12 protein-coding genes are annotated in these 20,582 nt (G+C 46.1%); 11 read left to right on the top strand and 1 reads right to left on the bottom strand.

Annotated elements, in window-relative coordinates; translation table 11 throughout:
• Positions 1–82: 82 nt before the first annotated feature.
• Positions 83–463, bottom strand: a complete 381-nt coding sequence (locus HQM11_00725) for a hypothetical protein (GenBank protein ID MBF0349521.1) — start codon at positions 461–463, stop codon at positions 83–85.
• Positions 464–541: 78 nt separating this feature from the next.
• Here HQM11_00725 and HQM11_00720 point away from each other — a divergent pair, with 78 nt between their 5' ends.
• The 11 genes from HQM11_00720 to HQM11_00670 all read left to right on the top strand — a co-directional run bounded on the left by HQM11_00720 (position 542) and on the right by HQM11_00670 (position 20,505).
• The gene (locus HQM11_00720; protein MBF0349520.1) at positions 542–1,636 is read left to right on the top strand and encodes a glycosyltransferase family 9 protein; all 1,095 of its coding nucleotides are present in this window, start codon (positions 542–544) and stop codon (positions 1,634–1,636) included.
• Between the two features lie 68 nt (positions 1,637–1,704).
• A complete protein-coding gene (locus HQM11_00715) occupies positions 1,705–4,263 on the top strand; it encodes a response regulator (protein MBF0349519.1) in 2,559 nt (852 codons plus the stop codon).
• 51 nt (positions 4,264–4,314) lie between these two features.
• A complete protein-coding gene (locus HQM11_00710) occupies positions 4,315–6,237 on the top strand; it encodes a response regulator (GenBank protein MBF0349518.1) in 1,923 nt (640 codons plus the stop codon).
• A gap of 10 nt (positions 6,238–6,247) precedes the next feature.
• Complete coding sequence (locus tag HQM11_00705) at positions 6,248–7,552, top strand: SpoIIE family protein phosphatase (GenBank protein MBF0349517.1); 1,305 nt, start codon at positions 6,248–6,250, stop codon at positions 7,550–7,552.
• Between the two features lie 153 nt (positions 7,553–7,705).
• Complete coding sequence (locus tag HQM11_00700) at positions 7,706–9,931, top strand: response regulator (protein MBF0349516.1); 2,226 nt, start codon at positions 7,706–7,708, stop codon at positions 9,929–9,931.
• Positions 9,932–10,319: 388 nt separating this feature from the next.
• Positions 10,320–12,611, top strand: coding sequence for a type I DNA topoisomerase (topA, locus tag HQM11_00695; protein MBF0349515.1), 2,292 nt, complete (start codon positions 10,320–10,322; stop codon positions 12,609–12,611).
• Positions 12,612–13,209: 598 nt separating this feature from the next.
• A complete protein-coding gene (locus tag HQM11_00690; GenBank protein MBF0349514.1) occupies positions 13,210–14,022 on the top strand; it encodes a Uma2 family endonuclease in 813 nt (270 codons plus the stop codon).
• A 28-nt stretch (positions 14,023–14,050) separates the two neighbouring features.
• Positions 14,051–15,811, top strand: a complete 1,761-nt coding sequence (locus HQM11_00685; GenBank protein ID MBF0349513.1) for a protein-glutamate O-methyltransferase CheR — start codon at positions 14,051–14,053, stop codon at positions 15,809–15,811.
• A gap of 1 nt (position 15,812) precedes the next feature.
• On the top strand, positions 15,813–19,067 hold the full coding sequence (locus HQM11_00680) for a response regulator (GenBank protein ID MBF0349512.1): 3,255 nt from the start codon (positions 15,813–15,815) through the stop codon (positions 19,065–19,067).
• 142 nt (positions 19,068–19,209) lie between these two features.
• Positions 19,210–20,040 (top strand): transporter substrate-binding domain-containing protein, encoded by an 831-nt coding sequence (locus HQM11_00675; GenBank protein ID MBF0349511.1) that lies wholly within the window; start codon positions 19,210–19,212, stop codon positions 20,038–20,040.
• A gap of 210 nt (positions 20,041–20,250) precedes the next feature.
• Entirely contained in the window at positions 20,251–20,505 is a 255-nt protein-coding gene (locus tag HQM11_00670) for a DUF1640 domain-containing protein (protein ID MBF0349510.1), read from the top strand.
• Positions 20,506–20,582 lie beyond the last annotated feature (77 nt).

The following is a 20,582-nucleotide window of genomic DNA, read 5'->3' as shown; positions in this document are numbered from 1 at the left end:
TCCTGGATCCCCGTTTTCACGGGGATGACATCGTGGCGGATCACAGGATTTCATCACCAAATTATTTACAGCAGGCATGAATTCAAGTTTTATGAATCATGTCGGCAAGGGTGCTTTGGGAACGCCAGTTGAGTGAGTGTCTGAATTCATGAATGGAAACGCCCTGCTGGTGGAGTTCCCTGGCATTTGATTTCAGATTTTCCAGATAGGACGTCACTTCAAAGGGACTGATATTTTTATTCAGCAGTTTTTCTGTGCCTTCATACATGGTGACCAGCAAGGCCTGATGTTCTCCGGTGTCCAGTTGATGAAGCGCAGTGGATTCCTTTTCAAAGTCGTTGCGAAACTGTTTGATTTGATCAAGGCTTAACCCCTGTCCCATATTTTCAGAAAGATTTTGCCAGCTTGAGGTCACAGAACTTTTTCCGGGCAGCGGATGGAGCGGAAGATGTCGTATATCCATGATGGTACCTGAGTTGAGGTGAATAATTTGCCATGTTTGACTATGGCAACCACTATGGCTGGAGTTAATGCAAATTTTATGAAAAACAGAGCCTCCTCATTTCCTGCAAGAATTCTTGTCATTCGCTTCAGCTCACTCGGAGACCTTGTCCTGACAACTCCGGTGTTTCGTGAAATTAAAAAAATTGCGCCTGAATGCCATGTCACATTGCTCACCTCCCGGGGCTTTGGCGAAATCCTGTGCAACAACCCCTACATTGATGACTACCTGTTTCATCCACGCAAAGAATCCTGGTCAGAGCTACAGCAACTCATTCAACGCCTGAAACAACAACAATTTGATCTGATTTATGATCTGCATGGCTCTCTTCGCAGTCGCTGGATCTGCTGGAATTTGAGGGGTTTCGGCACAAAACATGATGTCACAGTCTGGCGATTTCCCAAACGGAACCTGAAACGGAACCTGCTGGTCCATGCCCGAATCAACCTGCTCAAAAACGCCCTTTCCCAACGTGAATATTATTTGCAACCGCTTCAACGTGAAACGGGATCACGCCTGGCCAGTCATACCGAACTTTATCCGTCAGACAAGGATCGTCAAACCATTCAGGAGCTGATGCGGCAACATGGTCTGCGGACAGGCACGTTTGTTTGTGCCGGACCATCAGCATCGTTTCCCTTGAAACAATGGCCGCTGGCATATTTTCAGGAACTGATTCGGAATCTCCTCATGCGCCAGGACAGGATTGTGTTGATCGGTGGCCCGGGAGAACCTGAAGCAGAAAAACTGGAAGCTCATTTCGGCGAACAGGTGATCAATCTTTCCGGGAAGCTATCGCCGTTGGCAACAGCCGCTTTATTGCGACATGCCCGGTTTCTCGTCAGCAATGACACGTCCCTGGGACACATGGCGGAAGCGGTAGGAACTCCGGCAATGCTCATTTTCGGCCCAACCGTCCGGGAATTTGGCTTTGCGCCCTTTTTACTGCAAAGCCGGTTGATTGAATCTCAACTGCCCTGCCGTCCCTGTAGCAAAACGGGTAAAGGCCACTGTAAGCTGACTCCACCCTTGCAATGCATGACGGACATCACACCCGATCAGGTTCTCACCGTTATTGACGCGTTCCATGATAAAATATCAGCAACTATAGTTGATGAATTTCCTGCCAGATGATACAGACTCACGGAGATTCAGATCATTTTAGTGAGTTTCGCAGGGTAACCTTCTCATTCATTTGGATCATGAAATTATTTTTCCATGTATTTTTCCTTTTCTGCCATTTTTTCACGATACTGTCGTTGTCTGCGTTTGCCCAGATACAGGGAACCGTCTCGCCTCATCCTGTTGCTGTGAATGGTGTGCTTGATCTGAGGGACTGGGATCTGGAAAACCAGGGAAATATCAATCTGGATGGAGACTGGGAATTTTATTATGAACAGTTCATCATGCCTGAAGATTTCCACCGGAGATCCCCTCCGGAAAGAACTGGAATGATGAAAGTTCCAGGCGTATGGAATGACCACAGGATTTCCGGAAATACTGTAGGTGGAACAGGATACGCGACTTACCGTCTGGTGATTCTGTTGGGACATTCCTATCCTGATTTATCGTTCAAACTGATGAACGCGTCTACCGCTTATTCCCTGTTCGTGAATCAAAACTTTCTGACAGGTAATGGATCCCCGGGGCTTTCAGAAAAGAATTCAACACCTGATTTTCGCCCTCATGTTATTCATATTCCTGAATCTTCGTCACAACTGGAGATCGTGATTCATGTCTCCAACTTTCATTACCGCAAGGGTGGACTCTGGGAACAACTGGAACTGGGTGTTTCTTCTCAGATAAACAACGCCCGGGAAATGAACATTGCGCTTCATCTGTTTCTGCTGGGAGCACTGGTGATCATGTTCATGTATCACTTTGGACTATTTTACATGCGCAGAAAGGATAAATCAGCACTGTATTTCGCAATTTTCTGTCTGGTGGTGGCAATACGCAACATTTCCACCGGAGAACGCTATATCACCATGATGTTTCCAGACATTCCATGGGAACTGCAACTGTCTATGGAATATGTATCCATGTATTTTTCATTTCCATTATTTCTCAGTTTTTTCCATTCTGTTTTTCCAGAACATCCCCAATCCCGGATCATTAAATGGTGTTACGGGATTTCCATTGTTTTTACTGCCAGCATTATCCTGATGCCTCCAGTTCTCTATTCATGGGGGCCATTGCTGTTTGAAATGATCGTACTGGTTGCGGGAATCTATTATATCAAGCTCATGCTCGGAATTATCCGCAAGCGAGAGGAGGGTTCCTTCATTTTTTTTATGGGGTTTCTGGCCGCTTTTCTGGCGTTCCTTCAGGACACTCTCCATGCAAATCAAATCATTCACACCATGTATCTGGGACCTGTGGGTGTTTTTTTTCTGATTCTCAGTCAGGCTCATTTGCTTTCACAGAAATTTTCCTCCAGTTTTGTGAAAGTCGAAACATTGTCTAAACAATTGCATCAGAGTTCTTTGCAACTCAAGAGTTTCAATGAAAACCTGGAAAAACAGATAGAATCACGGACAAAAGCATTGCTTACAGAAGTTTCCCAGCATCAACTCACCCATCAGAAATTACTTTCCGAAAAAGAAAACGCTGAAAAAGCCAATGCGGCAAAAAGTATTTTTCTGGCCAACATGAGTCATGAAATCCGAACTCCGCTGAATTCAATCAATGGTTTCAGCAGTATCCTGTTGAAACAAAAAGACAGCCTGGGCCTGTCCGGGAAAGTTCAGCATTATCTGGATAATATTTATCGAGCGGGTATCGGTCTGACTGAACTGGTCAACAACATTCTGGATCTGACCAAAATTGAATCCGGTAAAATGGAGATTCAATCTGAAGCCTTCAACGTGAAGGCGCTGATCAACGAAATTTTTGGACTGCATCATCTACAGGCCAGTGAAAAACACTTACGGTATGAAAACCTGATTGATCCGGACTTTCCAGTATATATTCATTCCGATCGAGGTAAATTACGCCAGATTCTGATCAATTTGCTGGGCAATGCGATCAAATTCACCTCTGATGGAAAACGAGTCTGTCTGACAACAAAAGTCAATGAAGGATGGCTGATATTCCACGTTATTGATCAGGGGATGGGGATCCCGGATGAAAAAAAACAAACGATTTTTCTGCCTTTTGAACAGGCCGATGGAACCATCACCCGCAAGTTTGGCGGATCAGGCCTTGGATTGACCATTGTGGAAAAAATCACACGGTTGTTGAATGGCAATATTCAACTGGAAGATACTCCCGGTGGTGGAAGCACCTTTGTCCTGCGGATACCATTCATTCCCGCAGATGTCCCGGAGCATACGATTGAGGCGGATGTAATTTGGGATGTCCCGTTTGCGAAAGATAACTGTATTCTTGTGTGTGAAGACAATCTGATGAACCAGGAAGTGATCAAAGCACTGTTTGAGGAAATCGGTTTGGAAATCGTACTTGCTGATAATGGACAGACCGGAATCCAAAAACTGCATGAACTTTCCCATTCAGGAATATTACCCGATGTTATCCTGATGGATATGCACATGCCTGTGATGGATGGTCTGGAGGCCATTCAAAAAATTCGTGCCATGGATATGTTCATCACAATTCCGATCATTGGCCTTTCGGCAGATGCCTTCACAGATCAGCAACGACAAGCCATGCTTAGCGGTGCCGATTACTATTTGACCAAACCGTTAGAATCCAGTCAATTGATGTCAATCCTGAAAACCTGCTTGCGTACGGAAATATGATTCCATTTCATGTTTACCCTCTGGATAACTTTAGCAATTCTGTGAGTGCCTATGATGCCTGATAAATCCGATAAACTCATTCAGGAAAACCTGGAAGTTCTCAAATATCTTCAGGAATCCAGGTTGTTCAATAACCTTCCTGAAGACTTTCTTGCACAGATTGTCCCGCTTTCCAGGCTCGAGAAATACCCAGCGGGCACGGTGCTGATGGAAGAAGGCTCCTTGAATGATCGTATTTTCCTGCTCAATCGAGGTGTGGTGAGTGTCTATTCGCTGGGTGAATTGCTCATGCATCTGCGCAGAAAAGGGGATATTTTTGGAGAAATGGCGGTGATCTCAACCCGCCCTTCCGTGAATACCGTAGTTGCCCAGACCCCGGTAGACCTGTTCAGCATTCAGGTCAGAGATATTCAGGAATACACCAATCTTGCTGTAGATACACTGGAAAGCCTGTTTTACCGAATTTTTGCGGTTGTGCTCAGCGACAAGCTTTCCCTGATCACTCACAAAGCCCGGCAGTTTGAGATATTGAATCGGCAACTGCATGAAATGACCGCAAAACTTCAACAAGCCAAAGATCATGCGGAAACAGCCAACCACGCCAAAACACAGTTTCTGGCCAACATGAGCCATGAAATCCGAACGCCACTGAACGCGATCATCGGATTCGGCGGAATTGTGCTCAAAAAAGCGAAAGAATATGACTTGCCCGGAGAGATTTTACAATACATGGAAAACATCCGGACCAGTGGACAAAACCTGTCCGAATTGATCAATAACATTCTGGATCTGGCAAAAATTGAGGCTGGTAAACTGGAAATCCTGACAGGTCCGTTGAATCTGAAATTGCTGATTCAGGGGATCTATCACATCAACAAGGCCACCGCGTTGCAGAAGGGCATTGAATTCACCTATGAAATCGCGCCCGATCTGCCGTCTGTGATCATCACCGACCGCACCAAACTCAATCAGATACTCATGAATTTGCTCAGCAATGCGCTGAAATTCACTCCTGAAGGAAAATCTGTGATGCTGGTGGTGAGTTGCAACATGGACTGGCTCATCTTTCAGGTCGTGGATCAGGGAATAGGGATTCCTGAAGAAAAACTGGAACTCATTTTTGAAAATTTTGAGCAGATTCATGACATACCCGATGATTTTCAGGGAACGGGGCTTGGACTTTCCATCACAAGAGTGCTGGTCGATTTGCTGGGCGGTGAAATTCAAGTGGAAAGCCAGGTGGGTAAAGGCTCAACTTTTTCAGTGTTTCTGCCACTGACCAAGGGCGCTTTTGATATGAAGGCCTCTGAAAATTCATTTTCAGACCTCCATTTTTCCAGTGATAACAAAGTCCTGCTGGTGGAAGACAACCTCATGAACCAGGAAATGATGATGGTGCTTTTTCGTGATCTTGGAATTGAGCCTGTGCTGGCAAAAAACGGACACGAAGCAATTTCCGCAGTAAGACAGGAAATTCCTGATCTGATTTTGATGGACATGCAGATGCCCGGTATGGATGGCTTGGAGGCCACCCGTATTATCCGACAATATCCCCAGTTTCAGCGGATTCCTGTCGTGGCAATATCGGCCCATGCGTTCGTGGAACAGCAAAAATCCGCACTTGAAGCCGGAATCAACGATTATCTGATCAAACCGGTAGATCACGCCATGCTGATGCCTGTACTGGCAAAATATCTCAAACGATCAGACATTGAACAGGAATCACTGAAACAGGAGGGCACACTGCCGTTAGAAATCAAACAGAAGCTACGTATGGAACTGAATCATCTCTTGCAGATTCCTGTGTATGATGGTGCAACACTGCTTGAATCCATTGGACGAATTGACCACTATCTGTCTTCTGAAAAAGGCCTTTCAAAGGCTTTCGTACTGGAGTTGAAGGACGCCGTGTTTGCTGGAGACTCAAATAAAATTCAGACCCTTGTTTCAACATTTCTTCCTGTTCTGGATTAAAAAGGCCTCTATGTCCCCTCAAAAAGCTAAAATTCTGGTAGTCGATGATGATCGGCAAACGGTGGAGTTTCTGGTCACCTTGCTGAAAGATCATGACTACATTCCTAAATTTATTGTCCGTTCCGAGTTTTTGTTTCCGATTCTGCAATCAGACCAGTTTGATCTGATCCTGCTGGACATCCACATGCCGGGTGTCAGCGGACTCAATTTGCTACAGGATCTTAAGCGACATCCTCAATTTGGAAAGATACCTGTCATCATGCTGACCGGAGACATCAGCGAACAACTGGTTGCTCAAAGTTTCAGCATTGGCGCGTCAGATTTTGTCAACAAACCCATCCATAGCGCTGTCCTGCTGGCCAGGATCCAGGCGTTGCTGACAGCTCACTGGAACCGCATCAACCTGGAACAGATGGTGGATCAGCGTACTGTAGAACTGAAAAAAACGATTATTGAACTGGAAGAAGAAACACTCCGGCGGATGCGGCATGAAAATGAACTCAATCAGACCCGACTCATACTGGAAGAAAAATTCAGGGAACTTGAGTTATCTCATGCACAAATTCACAGCCAGCAAAGCCGAATGCTGGAGGAACTGCAACTGGCTCGTGAAACCCAGAAGGTGATTTTGCCCCAGGAATTTCCTCAAATTCCCAACATCCACTTTGCCCATAAATATGAAACCACAGATCTGATTGGCGGCGATTTTTATGATGTTTTTCAGATGGATGACCAAAAGGTCGGCCTGGTGATTGGCGATGTCATGGGACATGGAATTTCCGCGTCGTTACTGGCCTTTACCTTTCTGTTCACTTTTTCCTATGCGCGCCAATCCGGAGAATCAACCGCCAGAGCCATCTCGTTGACGAACAGTTACATCAAGGAAAAACTGAAAAATCATAAGTTTGCCTGCATGACCTACGCATTGCTGGATCCCTCCGGCAACACGCTGACTTACACCAATGCCGGAACGCCCGCAAACTTATGGATACGCCCGCAACAGGGCAAGATTGAGTTTCTGAAAACACACGGGACTGTCGTCGGAACGTTCAGTTACCCTCTTGCGGAATATGAGGAACAAACCATTCAGATGGTTCCCGGAGACAAGTTTATCATGTTCACGGACGCGCTGACTGAAACGCTCAATCATAAAAATGAAATGCTTCACCCTTATCAAATCAGAAACAAACTTTTGCCTCATATCGAGAAACCCGTAGAGCAAATCATTGAGCAACTCTATGGCATTGGACGTGAACATTCGACCACTGGCAGATATGAAGATGATCTGACAATCCTCGGTTTGGAAATTTTATAATAATCAGGCAAATGTGGAATTTCATCGGGACCTAACCCGATGCTACCCTCTTCGAAAGAGTATTTATCCTTGATGATTCGCGCATCTTCTTTATCGACCACCGTCTGAAAACCGGCGAAATAACGACTATGGCCATGACAGGACAAAATCGGCATGCAGAAATTTGATGATATTTCCATCCAGCACAAATTAACCATAGTCATTGTTTCAACCACGTTTCTGGCACTGATTCTGGCCATGGTTGCCGTGTCCATCTATGAAATCCACTCTTTCAGAGAATTGAAAAGCAGTGAACTCACAACCCTTGCCGATGTGATCGCCAATAACGCGAAAACCGCACTGATGTCCGGAAACAAGGACATTGCGCATGAAATACTGGAATCCCTCAAGGATGATCCTCACATCAGAGGCTCAGTTCTGTTTGACCAGCAAAACCAACCCTTTGCATCGTATTTTCTGACCTATATGCCTGTGCCGGAAATTCAACCAGAATCCTGGTGGTTTGAGGACAACGCCATCCTGTTGTATCGAAACATTTTTTTTGAAAATAGCCGGATTGGGACCATCTTTATACAGGCCGATATGACCCACCTGTATCAAAACCTGAGGCAATACCTTGTCATTGCGGGTGGAACCACTGTGTTGTCAGTGATTGCGGCATATTGGCTATCTTTTTTTCTACAAAAAAGAATTTCACAACCACTGTTGAATCTGGCGGAGGTTGCAAAAACAGTGTCTGAAGAACGGGACTACTCCCTTCGGGCCACACCGATCGGTCAGGATGAAATCGGCGTTCTCATTGAGCATTTCAACGAGATGCTCTTCCAGATTCAATTCCGGGATCAGCAACTGGAACTCTATCGTGAAAACCTGGAAGCCGAAGTGGTCATCCGCACAAAGCAATTGCTCGAAACCAACAGAAAGTTACTCTCAGCCAAGGAACAGGCTGAAGCCTCCAGCCTTGCCAAAACCCAGTTTCTGGCCAATATGAGCCATGAAATCCGGACCCCCCTGAATGCCATCAGTGGCTTCAGTCAGGTATTGTTGAGCAAAGCCCGGAGATATGCTGATTTGCCTGAGGAATTCAGCCATTTTCTGTCCAACATTCATCTCAGCAGTCAAAATCTGTCGGAACTGATCAACAATGTCCTGGATCTTTCCAAAATTGAAGCAGGAAAAATGAATGTTGTACTCGAAAGTCTGAACCTCAGAACACTGGTTCAGGGCATTTTCCACATCAATAAGGCAAGAGCTATTGAGAAACGGCATAATTACACTTATGAAATTGATCCGCAACTACCGGAATTCATCCAAACAGACCGGAACAAACTCAATCATATCCTGATGAATCTGGTCAGCAACGCGGTGAAATTCACACCGGAAAACAAAAGTATTTTTGTGAGTGTGTTCAAAGAGATAGAATGGCTGGTGTTGAAAGTTCAGGATCAGGGGATCGGCATTGCTGAAGAAAAACTTAAATTGGTTTTTAATCCGTTTGAACAGGTGGATGGCTCCACCACCAGACAATACCAGGGCACAGGATTGGGACTGGCAATCGTGAAAAAAATGACTGAACTGCTGAACGGACGGATTGAGGTGCAAAGCGTGGTGCATGAAGGCTCAACCTTTATCATACGGCTCCCTCTGATCAAAGGCACTCCGGTAGAGTCTTTTTCGCTGGATATGTCCACTTATGGATTTGCTCCTGCAAACAGAATTTTACTGATAGAAGACAATCTGATGAATCAGGAAATGACACAATCACTGTTTGAGGAATTAGGTTTGTCATTAATCATGGCAGACAGTGGTGAAACCGGGATCGAAATGGTACGCGGCATGGTACGGAATCAGCAAAGCCCTGATCTGATTTTACTCGATATGCACATGCCGGGCATGGATGGTATGGAAGTCGCCCGGATTCTGCATCAGGATCCGGAAACCATAAACATTCCCATTGTCGCGATTTCTGCGGATGCCTTCATCCAACAGCAAAAAACCGCCATCATCATGGGATGCAATGACTATCTGACAAAACCCCTGAAATTTGAAGAACTACTGCCGGTGCTGAAAAAATATCTGAGTATGAAAGAAACCGTTGAGCCCCCATCTAAAACCCCCCTGGAAATTCCTGAAACTGTCATGGATGAGATTCTGGAATCATTTAGAATTCTTTCCCTGATTCCAGCCTATGATCAATCCGAACAAATCCATCATATCAATCTGATCCATGCCATGTGTAAGGCTTACAACACGGATCTGAATCAACTTGTCATCCAGATCACTGATGCCATCTGGAAAGGTGATGACCAGACATGTCAGCGGTTGATTCAACAAATTCTGAATGCCCCTCCTCAAACATCCACCTTTGTAGCGACGTAACTTGTTACGTCTCGACGGTCTGACATCCGATTATTCAGTCCATTTCTATCCCTGTTTTTAAAAATGTCCCGGATGTTCCTCATTGTGGGTGTTGACATTTATTTTTCAATTGATACATCTAATCCCGGTGGCCTATGGACGTCCCAATGTCATCAACTTAAGCATTCTGAAGGGTGCTGAGTATTAATTCCCCCTTGGTTTAAGGGGGATAGGGGGATGTAATTCTGAGTGTTAAATCCCCCATGCCCCCTTTGTAAAGGGGGATTATCCAGCGAAGAATTTCTTAAGTTGACGACATTGATGGGCTTCCTTCGGCAAGTTTATGTCACAGAAAACCATGTTAATTATTGAAATCCATTATATTTTTTAACCCGTTACATAAAAAAACATGACCAGCCATTTGATCATTGTGGAATCTCCAGCCAAGGCAAAAACCATTTCCAGATTTCTGGGTAAAGATTATCAGGTTGTCGCCTCTATGGGACATGTCAGGGATTTGCCCGAGAAACAACTGGGATTTGACACTGAATCATTCACTCCGTTTTATGAAGTGACCAAAGATAAAAAGAAGGTCATTTCGTCCATCAAACAGATGATTCAGAAAGATACCATGATTTATCTGGCAACCGACGAGGACCGTGAAGGAGAAGCGATTTCATGGCATTTGCTAGAAGCCCTGGGCATTAAAAAAAATCCGGTAAAACGGATTGTATTTCATGAAATCACTCAAACCGCGATCCAGGAAGCGCTCCGGAATCCACGGGATGTGGACCAGCAATTGGTTGACGCCCAGCAGGCTCGCAGGATTCTTGACCGGGCAGTGGGTTATGAACTGTCTCCGTTGCTCTGGAAAAAAATTCAGGGCGGTCTTTCCGCCGGACGTGTCCAGAGCGTGGCAGTGCGGATCGTGGTTGAGCGGGAACGGGAGATCCGCCAGTTCATTCCCGAAGAATACTGGAAAATCAAGTTGCTGTTCCAGGATCCGGCGTTTCAGGCGGAGTTGGCCAAATTCAAAGGCAAGGCCATCCGGGTAAAAAATCAGGAAGAAGCGGAAGCCATTGAACGCAATGTGCGCCAGGGGCCGCTGAATATTGATAGCATTGAAGAAAAAGACAGCATTCGCCGACCTGTTCCACCCTTCACAACATCGACTCTGCAACAGGAAGCCTCCCGTAAACTGGGATATTCCGTCAAACAAACCATGTCGGTAGCTCAGCAGCTTTATGAAGGGAATTTTGAAATTCCCGGTTACACCGGCGGATTGATCACTTACATGCGTACCGACTCGGTCAATCTGGCACAACAGGCGGTTCAACAGGCACTGGATGTGATCACACAGGAATATGGAAATGAATATCGGGTGAAGTCTCCCCGGCAATTTGTAACCAAAACCAAAGGGGCACAGGAAGCCCATGAAGCGATCCGTCCGGTGGATTTGTCGCTGAAACCCGCACAGGTGAAAGCCCATTTGAACGATCAGCAGTTCAAATTGTATAATCTGATCTGGAAACGAACCCTGGCGACGCAGATGTCAGACGCGAAATTTGCGCAGACCACCATCAATATTCTGGGCGGCACCGATCAGGAATATCTGTTTCAGTCAAAAGGCCAGAAACTGCTGTTTGCCGGATTTCTGAAAGTTTATGTGGAAGGTTCCGACAATCCTGAAGCCGAACTGGAAACCAATGATGTGCTGTTGCCGGATATCAAGAAAGGTGATCCGCTACATTTAAAAAATCTGCTGAAGGAACAACTGTTCACCAAACCGCCCGCACGCTACACCGAAGCGTCTCTGGTCAAGAAACTGGAATCAGAAGGCATTGGACGGCCTTCGACCTATGCGCCGACCATTTCCACGATCATGGATCGGAAGTATGTGGAAAAAACGCCTGAGAAAAAACTGATCCCCACCCATATCGGTGAAATTGTAACGGATTTTCTGATCCAGCATTTTGCGGATATTGTGGATCTGGGCTTCACCGCCAAGATTGAACAGGATTTTGACAGCATTGCCCGTGGAGAAAAACAGTGGATAAGCGTGATGCAGGCGTTCTATCAGCCGTTTCATTCCCAAATTGATGAAAAACAGCAATCGGTGCGACGCGGGGAAGTTTTTCAGGAACGCAAGCTGGGCACTGATCCCAAAACAGGACGGGAAGTTTCTGTGCGTGTAGGCCGCTTTGGACCGATGGTTCAGATTGGCACCAAGGATGATCCGGAAAAACCCTTGTTCGCGTCAGTTCCCAAAGAAAAAAATATTTATGACATCACACTCGAGGAATCCCTGAAGTTTTTTGATCTCCCCAAAATGCTGGGAAAAGATACCGCTGATGAGGAAATCTGGGTTGGTCGTGGCCGATTCGGGCCATATATCCGGAAAGGCAAAACCTTTTATTCCCTGAAAAATGTGGACCCGCTGGATGTCAGTCTGGAACAGGCGCTGGAAGTGATTGAACAACAGGCTTCCCAGCCTAAAGGGATTTTGCATGAATTTGGTGATATTACCGTGCGGAAGGGACCTTATGGGCATTACATCAAAAAAGGTTCTAACAACTATAAAATCCCTAAAGACCAGGACCCCAACACACTCACTCAGGAACTCTGTGAACAGATCATTGCCACAGCTCCGACTCCTCGCAAAAAAGGTGGCAGAAAACCAGCGGCTCCCGCCAAATCGTGATCTGTCGCTCAGGAAACTGTAGAGACGCGATTAATCGCATCTCTACAAAATTCCAAATTTCACCCATCCCAAGTGTAATATGTTGCGCCTCTACACAGTTTAACGATTTCGATGCCTCGCGTTCAAGATAAATTTTGACAAGGACATCATGACTTCCAAACCGGCGTTTGTTCAGAAAATGGTCACATATCTTGTACATGATGTGGAACGAGGGTTGGAAATGTTACAGGCGCACATTGCGCGCTGGAAGGAGCGGAATGGAATCCGGACGCGCCTGAAGGGATGCTGTTGTATGCAGATTTCTAACAGAACCCGATCTTGCTTTTCCTCCAATGAAACGAGGCGACGATGAGCAAAAACGCTATAATGAGTCGCTGGCGCGAAATTACACATAAGTGGCCCGCAGAGGGAGTGAGGAATGAAGGATCATAAAAATCCTTCTGGAGTTCCCCCCCATTTTCTATTACAACACAACTATTCTCCTGGCGTTGGTGGAGAATGCTTCACCTTCTTTCATTCCTGACATGCCGACGAGAGGGAAACCTTGTCTTGTGCCGTGTCACTCATCGTCAATTCGCTGTTAACGGAGGAGGCCGACATGCTGGCTACCCAGAAAAAAACGGATATTGTTTACCCTGAAACCGATGGAAAACCGATGGCTGAAACTGACACCCACCGCATTCTGTTGTTACGCGCGGCAGATCTTCTGCAAAACGCTTTTCCTCAAGCCTATGTTTCCGGCAACATCTGCCTGTATTACGAGGAAGGCAATCCCCGCAAAATGATTTCGCCCGATTCTCTGCTATGCCGTCAGCAGCCGCCCCACGCCAAACGGGTGTATCTGGCTTGGGAAGAAGAATCCCAACTGGATCTGGTCATGGAATTCAGTTCCTTCAGCACTCGCCGGATGGATCATCATCACAAAAAACAGATTTATGAACAAATCCTGAAAGTCCCCTATTATGTGATTTTTGATCCCCACGCTATTTATCTGAATGTGTTTGAGTCCCGCAAAGGCAAATATCACGCGGTGGAAGCCAATGAAAAAGGGATGTTTTTTTTAGAAAAATTGGGGATTTACGTAGGACTCGAAACAGAGGGTCTGTTCAGGTTGTTTAATCAACATCAGTACCCGATTCCGACCAGTATTGAGCGGGAAGCCCAAAGAGCGGAACAGGAAGCCCAAAGAGCGGAACAGGAAGCCCAAAGAGCGGAACAGGAAGCCCAAAGAGCGGAACAGGAAGCCCAAAGAGCGGATACCGCGGAAAAAGCGGTAGCGGAAGAAAAAGAGAAGACAGCCAGGGCAAGACAAGCGGAAACCTCTGCGCTGAATCGGGCTGAAACCGTGGAAAAGGAAAATGAAGCATTACGCAGGGAACTGGAATTACTGCGTCAAAATCGACAAACATAAGTTATAACTTATTCTTTGGCGTTCCTGAATGACTGTTGACACGGATGAACTGAAAAAAATATACAGATATCTGGAGCGTGAGAGCGGATTTTTGCTGGAGCCTGAAAAATACCCCAAAGTGGAGCGGCAGATTCGTTTGCGGATGGAACAGATGAATATTCCTGAGCTGACGCGATATCAGGAATACCTTTTTTCTCCGGAACATGCCCTTGGGGAACTGGCGATCCTGATGGGACCGCTACTGAATCATCACAGTTATTTTTTCCGGGATATCAAGCAACTCGCCTGTTTTATTGAAAATTGCCTGCCTGAAATCAAGGCCAGAAAAATTCAGACCGGACAGAGAACCATCCGGGTCTGGTCCGCCGGATGCTCAACCGGGGAAGAACCCTATTCCGTGGCCCTGCTCATGACGCTGGCCCTGGACTCCCGGTGGGATTTTGAAATCGTCGCCACTGATTTTGATTTTATTTCACTCAATTTCGCCAAAACCGGTATTTACGATGACCGTGTTTTCAAACAAATCCCCGCCAATTATCTGACAGATTATTTCCGTAAATTTCCGGAAGGCTATTCCGTAGGTGACACCCTCCGAAAAAAAATCAGCTTCAACCGTTTGAATTTGCTGGACCGCAGTGAAATGAAGCGGATGCGAAATTTTGATTTCATTTTCTGCCGAAACGTTCTGTTTTATTTCAATCAGGAAACGCGGCAACAGGTCATGGAGGATCTGCATCAGGCCCTCAATCCCGGCGGGTTTATCTGTCTGAGCACCACCGAATCTGTTTCGAGAATTTCCGCTGATTTTATTCCGCGCCGGTTTTCAGGCAATCTCATGCACCAGAAGCATCATTTGATGAAAATTGAGACGCCGCTGGAAAAAGTTCCGGTGGATCTGGTTTTTTTCGAAATGGAGGAGGAACTCATTCGGCCATTGCCGGTGGAGCCTGCATTTTTGCGTCCCGATACCTTGATTCAACCCCGCAACCACGACATCACCGAGGTGTGCCGGTTTCTTCAGGAGAAAACGGGTTTGTTTTTCAAATACCGGGAAGCTCAGGTAATGGCCCAGATGAAACAACGGATGATGGTTCATAAAATACAGCATAGTGGAAATTATCTGGAATTGTTGCGTCAACCGGATGAAGGTGAACTGGAAAATTTGCTGGATCAGGTGGTTGAACAGGAAACGTGGTTTTTCAGGGAATTTGATCAACTGGATTTTTTAGCGGAGGAATGCCTTATTGAGATCATGGAATTTTCGCCACGGCTGTTACCGACACTGCGGGTCTGGTCCGCGGGGTGCGGCTCTGGCGAAGAAGCTTATACCCTTGCGATCATTCTGGATATCATACTCAGCAATACCGGATGGAACTATGAAATCGTGGCCACAGACATCAGCAGCCGGTTGCTGGAAACCGCGAAGCAAGGTCGATATTACGCATCCAAACTGACCAATATGCCGGATGAATACCTTTCTCATTATTTTATGATGAAAGACAACGCGTATGAGGTGACGCCACTGATTCGCCGGAATCTGACCTTCAACCGCATGAATCTGGCGCATCATTTTGACATCATCCAGCTTGCCCGCTTCGATGTGATTTTCTGCCGTCATGTGTTGCGGTATTTTGAGAAAAACCGGATGCTGGAGATGATAAAGCGGTTATACCACATGCTCGAACCTGGAGGCTTCCTCTTTCTGGACCCGTATGTGTCATCAGACATTGTGATGAAGCTTCCCTTCATTTACGCGAGAGAATGCGTTTATCAGAAACCATGGAGTTAGCATGAAACATCAAATCCTGATTTTCACCAGATTGTGGGGTTCCATCCTGATATTATCGGCCTCATCCTTCCTGTTTCAGCTTCATGCTGAAGGACAGCATGTGTTGAGCATGGAGGAACAATCGTTGATCGAAATACTCCAGTGGGAAACCCTCACGTTGCCCTCGGAACCACTTCAACAGACGATTCCGTCAAAATATCTGCAACCGGAAACCGACCAGATCTGGAAACCCTTCAACAGCTTTTATCTGCCCTTCTTTCCGGAAAAAGACACCGATACCTGGTTTCGAACCCGCCTGCCTGAAAACAAATGGGTTCAGCCGGGAATTTATCATTTTCACATCAATTATGCCTACAGCATTCATGTCAATGATGAGTTGGTTGGGACTTGCGTGGCGCATTTCTGTCAGGGAAACGGCAAAATGGTCGGTGTCAGTCTGTTTGGCCTGTCTCCTGATTTTTCGGGAAAATGGTTGCTGATCCGTATCCCGGCCGCTGGAAATAATATGTTCCGGTTTTCTCCGGTGTATCTGGGTGAACAGATGGACCTGTTCCTTGAAGTTCTCCGATTCGGCGCGCCCAAATTGTTTGTGGGAAGCCTGATGGTCATTCTGGGGCTGTTTCAGTTCATGTTATACCTCCTGAACCGGAAGAATGTTATTTTTCTGGCCTTTGGCGTATTCTGCCTGTCCATGGGTATTTTTGAACTCAGTTTATGCGTGATTACGGGTCTTTATCCATCCATTGCCAGGGTAATGTCCCAGGCTTCGGTTTTTTCCTTCTATCTCATGCCGGTCGGTTTGTTTTCTGCTTATGAGCAATTGTTCGGAGGAGAAAACAAATGGATCATCCGGCGTCAATGGCAGTCATTTCTGGTTGTGGGTCTGCTGGGATTTTTGCTCAACATCACGGGTCTCGCGGAACCCTCTCACACCATGAATTTTCTGTATGTGTTCATGATTCTCAATATTTTGATCATGATGGTGTATCACACCCGTTATCATCACAGCCAATCGCTGAAAGGCCGGATCTTTTCGCTGGGTTCCGGTATCTTCGGCCTGGCAGGGATCAATGATATGCTGGTTGCGTTGGGGTTGGTTCCATGGCTGTCATTCTGGACCACTGAAGGCCTGCTTGTGCTCATTTTGTCCCTGATCTGGCTGGTGGAACAGCATTTTTCCGATATTCGGGCACAGTTGTTTCAGTATTCCCAGGATCTGGAAATTAAAAACAGAGAACTCCGAACCATGGATCAGATGAAAGATGAGTTTCTGGCCAACACCTCCCATGAATTGCGGACGCCGCTCAATGGCATCATCGGCATTGTGGAATCCATGCTGGATGGCGCAACCGGAGAAATGACAGCCGTTCAGAAAAACAATCTGGTGCTGGTGGTATTGAGTGGAAAACGACTGGCGCATCTGGTGAATGACATCCTCGATTTTTCCAAACTGAAAAATAAGGACATTGTGTTGCAGATCAAACCGGTCAACATGCGTCAGATTGCGGACATCATCCTGAAAATCATGGAACCTCTGGCCCTGCAGAAATCACTGAAACTGAATAATCTGATTCCTGACGATTTTCCGGATGTGGCGGGTGATGAAAACCGTCTTCAGCAGATTTTGTATAATCTGGTGGGCAATGCCATCAAATTCACCGACAAGGGTGAAATCAGTGTGACCGCCATGGTGCGTGACAAGCTGGCAGAAATTTCAGTGAATGATACCGGTATTGGGATTCCTGAAGACAAATTTGAACAGGTCTTTGCCGCGTTTGATCAGGTGGACGCTTCCACGTCACGGCAATATGGAGGCACCGGACTCGGACTGGCGATCACCCGGCAACTGGTGGATCTACATGGTGGAACCATAGGGCTGACATCGGAACTGAATCACGGATCTACTTTTTGTTTCACCATTCCTGTCAGTAAAGAATCCGCGGAAACCGCGTCATCGCCGCTGACATCCTCGATTTATGGCATACAGGAAAGCCCGGACGCCGCCCTGGACGTGATCAGATCGGTTCAACCAGACGCGACCTTCAACATTCTGATTGTGGATGATGAGCCGGTGAATTTGCAGGTGCTGGTGAATTATCTGTCGCTCTATCACTATGCGGTCACACAAGCGAGCAATGGCAGGGAAGCGCTGGATCTCATAGCCAATGGACTGAAACCGGACCTGATTCTGCTGGATGTGATGATGCCGAAAATGACAGGCTATGAAGTCTGCCGACAGCTTCGTGAGCAATTTCCCGCCAGCACGTTGCCAGTGATTTTGCTCACGGCCAAAAATCGGGTGAATGATTTGACCGAAGGGTTCAATTCCGGCGCCAATGACTATCTCACCAAACCTTTTTTCAAGCAGGAATTGCTGTCACGGATTTCCATGCATCTTGAAGTTTCGCAAATGGCCAACGCCTACACCCGGTTTGTGCCGCGCGAATTTCTGGATCTGCTTGGCAAGGACAGCATTCTCAATATCCATCTGGGCGATCAGGTCAAACGTGACATGACCATCCTGTTTTCCGATATCCGTTCGTTCACCAGCATTTCAGAAAAGATGACACCGGAGCAAAATTTCAAGTTTCTGAATTCCTTCCTCAATCAGCTTGGTCCGGTGGTTCGTGAACACCACGGATTCATCGATAAATACATTGGCGATGCCATCATGGCCCTGTTTGATCAAAGCGCCGATAACGCGCTGGACGCGGCTATCGGGATGCTGAAAGCTCTGGAACTTTACAATGCCCAAAGAAAACGTAGTGGTGAAGTTCCAATTCGTGTGGGCATTGGTTTGAACACCGGGGAACTCATGCTGGGAACCATTGGTGAACAGGGACGCATGGAAGGAACAGTGATCAGTGACGCTGTCAATCTGGCGTCACGCATTGAAGGAATGACCAAAATGTATCAGGTGCCCTTGCTGATCAGTGAACAGACACGCTCCCGATTGTCCGATCCCGGTCGATACGCGACACGTTTTGTGGATCGGGTCAAAGCCAAAGGCAAGGAACAGATGGTCACGGTGTATGAAGTGTTCAACGCCGATCTTCCGGAAATTCAGGAACTGAAACATGCCACCAGAGGATTTTTTGAAGAAGGATGGCATTTATATCAGTCGCAACGCTATGAGGACGCGTTGAAGCGTTTCAAAAGTTGCCAGGAAGTTTTTCCACAGGACCCGGTGGCACAGGTGTATGTTCAGCGTTGTGAACAGGCCTTGAGCAGGACTACGGATCTTGTAGACAGATAATTTTTTCAGTTTGTATTTTACAGATGGGATCAGTAGAACACAAATAATGTAAAACTATTGAAATTCTTGAGGGGATCTGTCGAGCGGGGATGGTCAATGTCGGCCAAATCCTGACAATGTATCCCGACAACGGAGGGAACTTATGCGTAATTCCATGCTAACAACAATGAAACTCACGCTCACCATCATGCTTGCGCTTGCGGTCATGGTTGAGACTGCGGATGCTGCCTGTGTTCTGAAAATGGGCTATCGCACAAACGAAAATGTGCCGTTGATCGCCGAGGCGCCGGATAATTCCGGTCTGTACTATGATTTATACAAGATCGCCGCGGAAAAAATTGGATGCACCCTGGAAGTGGTGCGAAAAACCAAAAGAAGTATCGAGTATAATCTTGAAACAGGAGAAATTGATTTTTATCCCGGATTCAATTTTACGGAAGAACGAAGTGAAAATGTCTATTACATCATCAATGGACTTCCAGGAGGCAATGTAGGAATATCACTGATGGATCTCCCTGAAGTAACCGATCTCAACCAACTGAAAGGCAAAACCATGCTCATGGATCTGGGTGGAGCGAACCATCTTGAAGGAATCGGGGGCGTCTACCAAAGCAGAATTCCGGAAATGTCGCTGGATAAAGCCATTGACCTGATTCGCGGAAAAAAAGGGCATTTTTATATCTACAATAGATCCTCCGTGGAATATTACCTGAAAAAGAATAAAATCACTGATATCCAGATTCATCCAGACTGCTGTGGCGGCAATGAACCGCTATATCTCGCTTTTTCCATGAAATCCAAACACTTTGGCCAGGCCCCCAACTCTGGCTATAACAAATTCAAACCACTGGATATAAAGAACGTCCCCATCATTGTCACGCCGGACAGTGTCGCGGGAAAACTGGAAAAGGCCTTGAAGGAACTGGAAAAAAGTGGTGTTACCACAAAACTTTATAATAAATATTACCATTAATCTGGATTTTGAACATTTCGAGGTGTCATCTCGAATGTGAGAGATCTTTCGTGATATCAAAGAGTTAAGTTTTTCCTTTCGGTCGAAATGACACACCGTGAGATCAATAATCTCAGTGGTTTATGAGAAAATCTTCAAAGTCCACCATTACTGATACCCATGCGAATCCTGATTAAGAATAGCACAAAAATAATAAATTAAAGGGCGCCCATGCTGGTTTTCGACACACTCCAATTTTACAACCGCCTTGAAAAAGCGGGATTCACTAAAGATCAGGCTGAAATTGTCACAGAATTGGTGAAAGAAACCCAAGAAAAATCATTTGAATCTATCAGCGAAAACCTTGCGACAAAAGATGAACTTCGTCATGAAATCAATCAGGCGAAACTTGACCTCATAAAATGGATTATAACACTCCTGCTTGCGCAAACTGGAATCATCGCAGCCTTGGTCAAACTCCTGTAACCACGTCAAGAAGTTCCACCTATTTTTGATCGCAACATCATCTAAACAGTAAAAATGCCAACAATAACATATATTGA

It is taken from the genome of SAR324 cluster bacterium (assembly GCA_015232315.1).
Classification (GTDB): Bacteria; SAR324; SAR324; order SAR324; family NAC60-12; genus JADFZZ01.
This window is presented reverse-complemented; position numbering and strand designations above follow the sequence as displayed.

What these genes read in the sequence shown, in the direction of transcription:
- HQM11_00725 (MBF0349521.1), bottom strand. Translation starts at nt 463, where the DNA reads ATGGATATACGACATCTTCCGCTCCATCCGCTGCCCGGAAAAAGTTCT.
- HQM11_00720 (MBF0349520.1), top strand. Translation starts at nt 542, where the DNA reads ATGAAAAACAGAGCCTCCTCATTTCCTGCAAGAATTCTTGTCATTCGC.
- HQM11_00715 (MBF0349519.1), top strand. Translation starts at nt 1,705, where the DNA reads ATGAAATTATTTTTCCATGTATTTTTCCTTTTCTGCCATTTTTTCACG.
- HQM11_00710 (MBF0349518.1), top strand. Translation starts at nt 4,315, where the DNA reads ATGATGCCTGATAAATCCGATAAACTCATTCAGGAAAACCTGGAAGTT.
- HQM11_00705 (MBF0349517.1), top strand. Translation starts at nt 6,248, where the DNA reads ATGTCCCCTCAAAAAGCTAAAATTCTGGTAGTCGATGATGATCGGCAA.
- HQM11_00700 (MBF0349516.1), top strand. Translation starts at nt 7,706, where the DNA reads ATGCAGAAATTTGATGATATTTCCATCCAGCACAAATTAACCATAGTC.
- topA (MBF0349515.1), top strand. Translation starts at nt 10,320, where the DNA reads ATGACCAGCCATTTGATCATTGTGGAATCTCCAGCCAAGGCAAAAACC.
- HQM11_00690 (MBF0349514.1), top strand. Translation starts at nt 13,210, where the DNA reads ATGCTGGCTACCCAGAAAAAAACGGATATTGTTTACCCTGAAACCGAT.
- HQM11_00685 (MBF0349513.1), top strand. Translation starts at nt 14,051, where the DNA reads ATGACTGTTGACACGGATGAACTGAAAAAAATATACAGATATCTGGAG.
- HQM11_00680 (MBF0349512.1), top strand. Translation starts at nt 15,813, where the DNA reads ATGAAACATCAAATCCTGATTTTCACCAGATTGTGGGGTTCCATCCTG.
- HQM11_00675 (MBF0349511.1), top strand. Translation starts at nt 19,210, where the DNA reads ATGCGTAATTCCATGCTAACAACAATGAAACTCACGCTCACCATCATG.
- HQM11_00670 (MBF0349510.1), top strand. Translation starts at nt 20,251, where the DNA reads ATGCTGGTTTTCGACACACTCCAATTTTACAACCGCCTTGAAAAAGCG.